This is a genomic window from Limnohabitans sp. (assembly GCF_031539105.1).
Lineage (GTDB): Bacteria > Pseudomonadota > Gammaproteobacteria > Burkholderiales > Burkholderiaceae_C > Limnohabitans.
Genome location: NZ_JAVKLM010000015.1, coordinates 1 through 6,067, shown reverse-complemented (window position 1 = coordinate 6,067; position 6,067 = coordinate 1). Strand labels below are relative to the sequence as shown.

The 6,067-nt window shown below is 53.8% G+C and carries 8 protein-coding genes and 1 pseudogene; 7 read left to right on the top strand and 2 right to left on the bottom strand.

The annotated features are described in order from the left end of the window. Positions 1–132: pseudogene (locus RMR24_RS03795) on the top strand (IS30 family transposase); the annotation flags it as partial. Between the two features lie 28 nt (positions 133–160). On the opposite strand, the gene RMR24_RS03790 reads toward RMR24_RS03795, so the two are convergent. Then, positions 161–433, bottom strand: a complete 273-nt coding sequence (locus tag RMR24_RS03790; RefSeq protein ID WP_310613761.1) for an HU family DNA-binding protein — start codon at positions 431–433, stop codon at positions 161–163. A 211-nt stretch (positions 434–644) separates the two neighbouring features. Here RMR24_RS03790 and RMR24_RS03785 point away from each other — a divergent pair, with 211 nt between their 5' ends. From RMR24_RS03785 to RMR24_RS03760, 6 genes are all read left to right on the top strand, one after another. Then, positions 645–1,835, top strand: coding sequence for an ATPase, T2SS/T4P/T4SS family (locus RMR24_RS03785; RefSeq protein WP_310613760.1), 1,191 nt, complete (start codon positions 645–647; stop codon positions 1,833–1,835). Then, positions 1,828–3,042, top strand: coding sequence for a type II secretion system F family protein (locus RMR24_RS03780; protein WP_310613759.1), 1,215 nt, complete (start codon positions 1,828–1,830; stop codon positions 3,040–3,042). Before RMR24_RS03785 ends, RMR24_RS03780 begins: the two co-directional genes overlap by 8 nt. Continuing rightward, the gene (locus RMR24_RS03775; protein WP_310613758.1) at positions 3,039–3,842 is read left to right on the top strand and encodes an A24 family peptidase; all 804 of its coding nucleotides are present in this window, start codon (positions 3,039–3,041) and stop codon (positions 3,840–3,842) included. The genes RMR24_RS03780 and RMR24_RS03775 overlap by 4 nt, the downstream gene beginning before the upstream one ends. 22 nt (positions 3,843–3,864) lie before the next feature. After that, positions 3,865–4,482: a dephospho-CoA kinase gene (gene coaE / locus RMR24_RS03770; protein ID WP_310613757.1), complete on the top strand. Its 618-nt coding sequence runs from the start codon at positions 3,865–3,867 to the stop codon at positions 4,480–4,482. Between the two features lie 73 nt (positions 4,483–4,555). Further along, a complete protein-coding gene (gene zapD / locus RMR24_RS03765; RefSeq protein ID WP_310613756.1) occupies positions 4,556–5,308 on the top strand; it encodes a cell division protein ZapD in 753 nt (250 codons plus the stop codon). Positions 5,309–5,311: 3 nt separating this feature from the next. Beyond that, positions 5,312–5,512: a DNA gyrase inhibitor YacG gene (locus tag RMR24_RS03760; protein ID WP_310613755.1), complete on the top strand. Its 201-nt coding sequence runs from the start codon at positions 5,312–5,314 to the stop codon at positions 5,510–5,512. Between the two features lie 22 nt (positions 5,513–5,534). On the opposite strand, the gene RMR24_RS03755 is transcribed toward RMR24_RS03760, so the two are convergent. After that, entirely contained in the window at positions 5,535–6,005 is a 471-nt protein-coding gene (locus tag RMR24_RS03755) for an NUDIX domain-containing protein (protein ID WP_310613762.1), read from the bottom strand. Positions 6,006–6,067: the final 62 nt, after the last annotated feature.

Genomic DNA, 6,067 nt, shown 5'->3' with positions numbered 1-6,067 from the left:
GAAACCGTGACGGATGAGGAATTGACTATGATTGAAAACCGATTGAATCACCGCCCCAGAAAGCGACTAGGATTCAAGACACCTCACGAGGTATTCCATGCCTCGTTAAAGCGTGTTGCACTTCGTCCTTGAATCCGCCTAATTTGATTTGAATTTAATATTAATTCAAAGCATCTTTCAAGCCTTTACCGGGCTTAAAGCGTGGCACCTTGGCTGCTTTGATTTTCAAAGCAGCGCCCGTGCGAGGGTTACGGCCAACACGTGCAGCACGCTTGCTGACGCTGAAAGTGCCGAAACCAACCAAAGTCACGGTGTCGCCTTTCTTGAGGGTCTTCTTGACCGCCTCAATGATAGAAGTGAGTGCGCGTGTAGCGGCTGCTTTAGAAATGTCAGATTTAGCTGCGATGTGTTCAATCAGTTCGGTCTTGTTCACGGTCTTGTTCCTATTGTTGATTTGGATACCAGCAGTGCTGATTTAGTCAGTTTACTTAAATTTATATCTTTGGGAAATACGCCAATTGGCGTATTTCATGTCTCGCCACTGAAGTTGAATGCAAGTCATTTTTTGTGACGCCAACTCGCACACAAGGCTTAGCAAACCACAAAGAATTCACGCATAGCTGCCCTAAGAGGAATTCATAGTTATGTCACCCGACACCGCAGTCAAAACACTCGACGACTTGCTGAACCAAGCCTTGGCCCAAGGTGCTTCAGATGTGCATTTTGAAAGCGGAGAAAACTTCTTTCGCATCCGATTTCGCATTGATGGCTTGCTTCGTGTGACCGCAGCGCCCGCGCTGACACTGCGCGACGCCATTGTGTCGCGGCTCAAAGTATTGGCCCGCATGGACATTGCCGAAAAGCGTGTGCCGCAAGACGGACGGATTCAATACCCCTACCTTGAGCAGCTGATTGATTTGCGCGTCAGCTCGCTACCGACGCTACACGGCGAAAAAATCGTGGTGCGCATCTTGAATTTCAGCCGTGAGCGGCCGGGCTTGGCTGCACTGGGATACGAGCCTGATGACCGCGCCAAACTGGTTCAAGCCTTGGCGCAACCACACGGGTTAATTCTCATGACAGGCCCAACGGGCTCTGGAAAAACGCTGTCTCTTTATAGCTGTCTTGAATTGCTCAATCGCACCGAAGTGAATATTTCTACCGTCGAAGACCCTTCTGAAATTCACTTACCTGGCGCGAATCAAGTCAATGTCAATGACCGCGCTGGTTTGACGTTTGCAACCACGCTACGCGCACTGCTGCGTCAAGACCCGGACGTGATCATGCTGGGTGAAATTCGTGATTTAGAAACTGCCGACATCGCCATTCAGGCCGCACAAACTGGCCACTTGGTCTTGTCCACCTTACACACCAACGATGCACCAGGCACTTTGACACGCCTGCGCCACATGGGCCTGGCCGCTTTCAACGTGGCTGCCAGTGTGAGCTTGATCACCGCACAGCGCTTAGTTCGGCGGTTGTGCGAGCACTGCAAACACCCGATGGATGCAGCAGAAATCGGTCTCTTATTCAACAACCTCAGCGCACAAGACCAACAAGCCATTCCACCCCACATACGCGCACATGCACGACCTTACAAAGCGATGGGCTGTGATGCATGCGACAAGGGTTACAAAGGGCGCATTGGCATATATCAAGTGATGCCCATCAGCGATGCCATGCAAGCACTCATCATGCAAGACAGCGATGCACGCGCACTGGCGAGCCAAGCCGCATCCGAAGGCGTTCGCACTCTTCGCCAATCGGGTTGGCTCAAAGTATTGCAAGGCATGACCTCGGGCGAAGAAGTCATGGCATTGACACACCATGGATAAATACCGCTTTGCTTGGCGAGGCGTGGACCGCAAAGGAGAAATGCAAAGCGGAGTGTTACACGCACACAACCAAAAAGAGGTAGGCCATGAACTCAAGCAGCAACGCATTCGGGCCACTCACATTCAGCGTGAATTCGATCTTCCGAGTTGGTTGCAGTTCAAGACTCAGCCCCGTGTATCCGCGCGTGACATTACCCAATTCACGCGTCAACTGGCCACGCTGCTGCACGCAGGCGTGCCTCTGCTGCAAGCCTTTGATATTTTGGATCGCGGGGAAAGCAAGGTCTCATTGAAAAATCTTGTTCGCGAACTACGCAACCAAATCGAAGGTGGCGTTGCTTTGAACAAAGCCTTGCGACAACACGCAGCGTTTGATGCGCTGTATTGCAACCTTGTTGCCGTTGGAGAACTAGCAGGCATGCTCGACAGCATGCTGGAGCGCTTAGCCAATCACCTTGAAAAATCAGAAGCCTTGCGCACAACCATACGGTCTGCATTCATTTACCCCAGCGCAGTATTGGGCATTGCGGGCGCGGTGCTGATTTTGATTTTGGTATTTGTCGTGCCCGCCTTTCAAAACATCTTTGCCTCTTTTGGCGCAGAGCTACCATGGCTCACACAGGGCGTGATCGCACTCAGCGAAGGCCTTCAGCACTTTGGGCTTTGGCTTTTGGCACTGACAGGCTTGGCGTTTTGGTGGCTGAGTCGACAAGTTCAGCAGCGTACAAATTGGCGGCGCTTTGTGCACCGCGAACTACTTCGCATACCCATTGCAGGTCCACTGACACGCCATGCGTGTACGGCACGATGGACGCGCACGCTGGCCACCTTGTTTGCTGCGGGTGTGCCACTGACCGAAGCCTTGGAAGCCCTGCAAGGCGTGACCGGCCATTTGCTATTTCAGGCGGCAACGCAAAGTATTCAAGCGCAGCTTATACAAGGCCAAGCCTTATCGCGCGCACTGGAAAGCACCGAAGGCTTGTTTCCGCCCATGGTGGTGCAGATGTGCGCCATTGGGGAAGAGTCGGGCGCACTCGACCACATGCTGGAGAAAACGGCCGAACACTTTGAACGCGAGGTTGACAGCACCGTGGCGCGACTGTCTACACTCTTAGAACCTTTCATCATGGTGGTGCTGGGTTTGCTGATTGGCGGCTTGGTGATGGCTTTGTATCTTCCAATTTTTCAACTGGGGCAAGTGGTATGACGTGGGACATGGCCCTGGTGTTTGGCTTGGGTTTGCTGATCGGTAGCTTTGTGAACGTGTTGATCCACCGTTTGCCACGCATAGTCATGGCCGAGCACACAGCCGAAGGCGATGATCAGCACTACAACTTGTGCTGGCCCGCCTCACACTGCCCGCATTGCCACACGCCACTCAAGGTTTGGCACAACATTCCGTTGCTCAGCTTTACTTGGCTCAAAGGCCGCTGCAGTTTTTGCAGCCACACCATCGGCGTTCAGTACCCGGTGATCGAACTCTGCACGGGCTTGATTTGGCTGCTGTGCACTTGGCACTGGGGTTTGAATGCCACAGGTTTTTGCTGGGCTGGCTTTGCCACCGTGCTTTTGGCTTTGTCCGTGATCGACTGGCAAACCACACTGCTGCCCGATGACTTGACACAAGGCCTGGTGTGGAGCGGCCTCATGGCCAGCGCTTTAGATTGGCTGCCTTTGCCTTTGCAGCAGTCTGTTTGGGGGGCCGTGCTGGGATACACATCGCTGTGGGCAGTGGCCACTGCGTTTGAACGCGTCACGGGCAAACAAGGCATGGGCGCGGGTGACTTCAAACTACTTGCAGCTCTCGGCGCTTGGCTGGGTCCTTTGGCCTTATTGCCGGTGGTCATGCTGGCCAGTTTGAGTGGGGCCATGGTGGGTTTGGCGCTCAAGTTCACCCACCGTTTGCGCCACGACGGCTATGTGCCATTTGGGCCGTTCTTAGCCATTGCGGGTGGCTTGGTTGCCGTGATCGGCATCGACGCCATTTCGCTGTGGATGGGCTGGTGATTTTTTGAATAGACTCGGCCCCATGATCACAAGGCACACCCCACTTCGGATTGGTTTGACGGGCGGCATTGGCAGCGGCAAAAGCACTGTCAGCCAATTGCTGCAGACGCGCGGCGCGGCGGTGATTGATGCCGACGCCATTGCCCGCAGCTTGACCGCACCTCAGGGTGCCGCGATGCCAGCCATCGCGCACACCTTTGGCTCAGCGTTTGTCACCGCCGAGGGTGCACTCAACCGCGAACACATGCGTGCACATATATTCACTAATCCACAAGCCAAGCAAGCGCTTGAGGCCATCATCCACCCACTCGTAGCGCAAGAGACAGAGCGGGAGGCTCAAGTGGCTGTTGCCAAGGGTCATCACACCTTGGTATTTGACGTGCCTTTATTGGTGGAAGCCGGCTCACGGTGGCGCGCTCAAGTGGACCGCATTTTGGTGGTCGATTGCTTGGAAGAAACACAAATTCAAAGGGTCATGGCACGCAACGGTTTGAGCCGCGAGGACATTCAATCCATCATCGTGACACAAGCATCCCGGTCCCAAAGGCTGGCTGCTGCTGACTGGGTGATTTGCAACGATGCAATCACACTGAAAGCACTGCGTGAATGCGTGGGCTGCCTACCGATGCAAACCCCATAGATCATAAGAAAACTACTTCTGAACAGGTATGATCATCACAATTACCAAAGTTCACCACTGACCTGTTTTTCGCGTGATTCTGTACGAACATCCCTTCAACGAACGTGTGCGCACTTACCTGCGTTTGGAACACCTGTTTCAACGTTTTGAAGAACTCACCACACGCGACCACGCCGTGGACAATCACTTTGCGCTTATCACTCTATTTGAGTTGGTTGAAGCTGGTGGACGCACAGACCTGAAGTCGGACGTGCTCAAAGACTTAGAGCGTCACAAGCAACAATTCAACGCCTTGCGGGGTAACCCTTCGGTCTCCGAAACAGCACTGCAACAGTTGCTCGACAACATTGATCGCTGCTATAGCGGACTCAGCGGCCCAATGGGAAAAATTGGTCAAAACATCACGGAAAACGAATGGCTTTCTGCCCTGCGCAACCGCGCTGCGATTCCGGGCGGCACCTGCTGTTTTGACTTGCCCGCTTACCACGCTTGGCAACAACAGAGCCCAGACTTCCGCCGTGTCGACATCTTGCGTTGGTTCGATGTGTTCCAACCCATGAAAAACTCTGTCAACCTGTTGCTTTCACTGATGCGTGACACAGGGACCTCACAAAAAATGATGGCGATGGGCGGACAGTTTCAGCAATCGCTGGCTCAAGGCAAGTTTCAGCTGATGCGCGTGGCGATTGATCCAGCGCTAGGCTTTATTCCAGAAATCAGCGGGAATCGCTTGATGATTTGGGTGCGCATGATGCGCCAAGACGGCGATGGTCGTTTGCAGCACAGAACTGACGACGTGCCTTTTGAAATGGCTCTTTGCATTTAAGCCATGTCTGACTCTGAGGTTCGCATCGTTGTTTGTCCGCAGTGCGGCGGCCCTAGCCGGTACGAAACGGCCAATGTATACAGACCCTTTTGCGGCGAACGCTGCCGCAACATTGACTTAGGCGCGTGGGCCAACGAAGAACACCGCTTGCCCGACCAAACGCCGCAAGACGATGCTGATTTCGAAAACACACCGCTGCAATAAAAAAGAACCTATTCGAAGGTACTTAGGCACTGTGCGTGCTGCCCACAAATCCACGCTCTTGCGCAAACCACTGCAACACAGGCACAGTACCGGGTAGCACAGGCATCACCGTCACTGGCAACTGCTGCCACGCAAAGGCCTGAGACTCGAGCATTTGCAAATCACCCGTCCACTGCGTGACCTTGCAAAAGTTAAGCTGCACCATGGCATGCGGGTAGTCAATGCGCTCAGTTTTCCACAACGTACAGTCGAGAATGGTGATGCCAATTTCTTCTTGCAGCTCGCGACGCAAAGCTTGCTCTACCGTCTCGCCCGCTTCGAGCTTGCCGCCTGGAAACTCCCAATAGCCCGAATACGCTTTGCCCTCTGGGCGGCTGGTCAGCAAGAAAGAACCTTCGTCACGCACCAAAACGCCGACAGCGACTTGCACCAAACTGCGGTCAGCGGAGCGCGGCTCGTGCGCATCGACCACTCGCACAAATGCTTCTGTCATGCTGATTGAGGCTGGTGATCTACGCAGCGTGCTTACCAGCGTAATCGCGCGCAAACTGATAG

Coding starts and splice junctions, on each gene's coding strand:
- coaE (WP_310613757.1), top strand. CDS start 3,865: ATGATCACAAGGCACACCCCACTTCGGATTGGTTTGACGGGCGGCATT.
- RMR24_RS03755 (WP_310613762.1), bottom strand. CDS start 6,005: ATGACAGAAGCATTTGTGCGAGTGGTCGATGCGCACGAGCCGCGCTCC.
- RMR24_RS03785 (WP_310613760.1), top strand. CDS start 645: ATGTCACCCGACACCGCAGTCAAAACACTCGACGACTTGCTGAACCAA.
- RMR24_RS03760 (WP_310613755.1), top strand. CDS start 5,312: ATGTCTGACTCTGAGGTTCGCATCGTTGTTTGTCCGCAGTGCGGCGGC.
- RMR24_RS03780 (WP_310613759.1), top strand. CDS start 1,828: ATGGATAAATACCGCTTTGCTTGGCGAGGCGTGGACCGCAAAGGAGAA.
- RMR24_RS03775 (WP_310613758.1), top strand. CDS start 3,039: ATGACGTGGGACATGGCCCTGGTGTTTGGCTTGGGTTTGCTGATCGGT.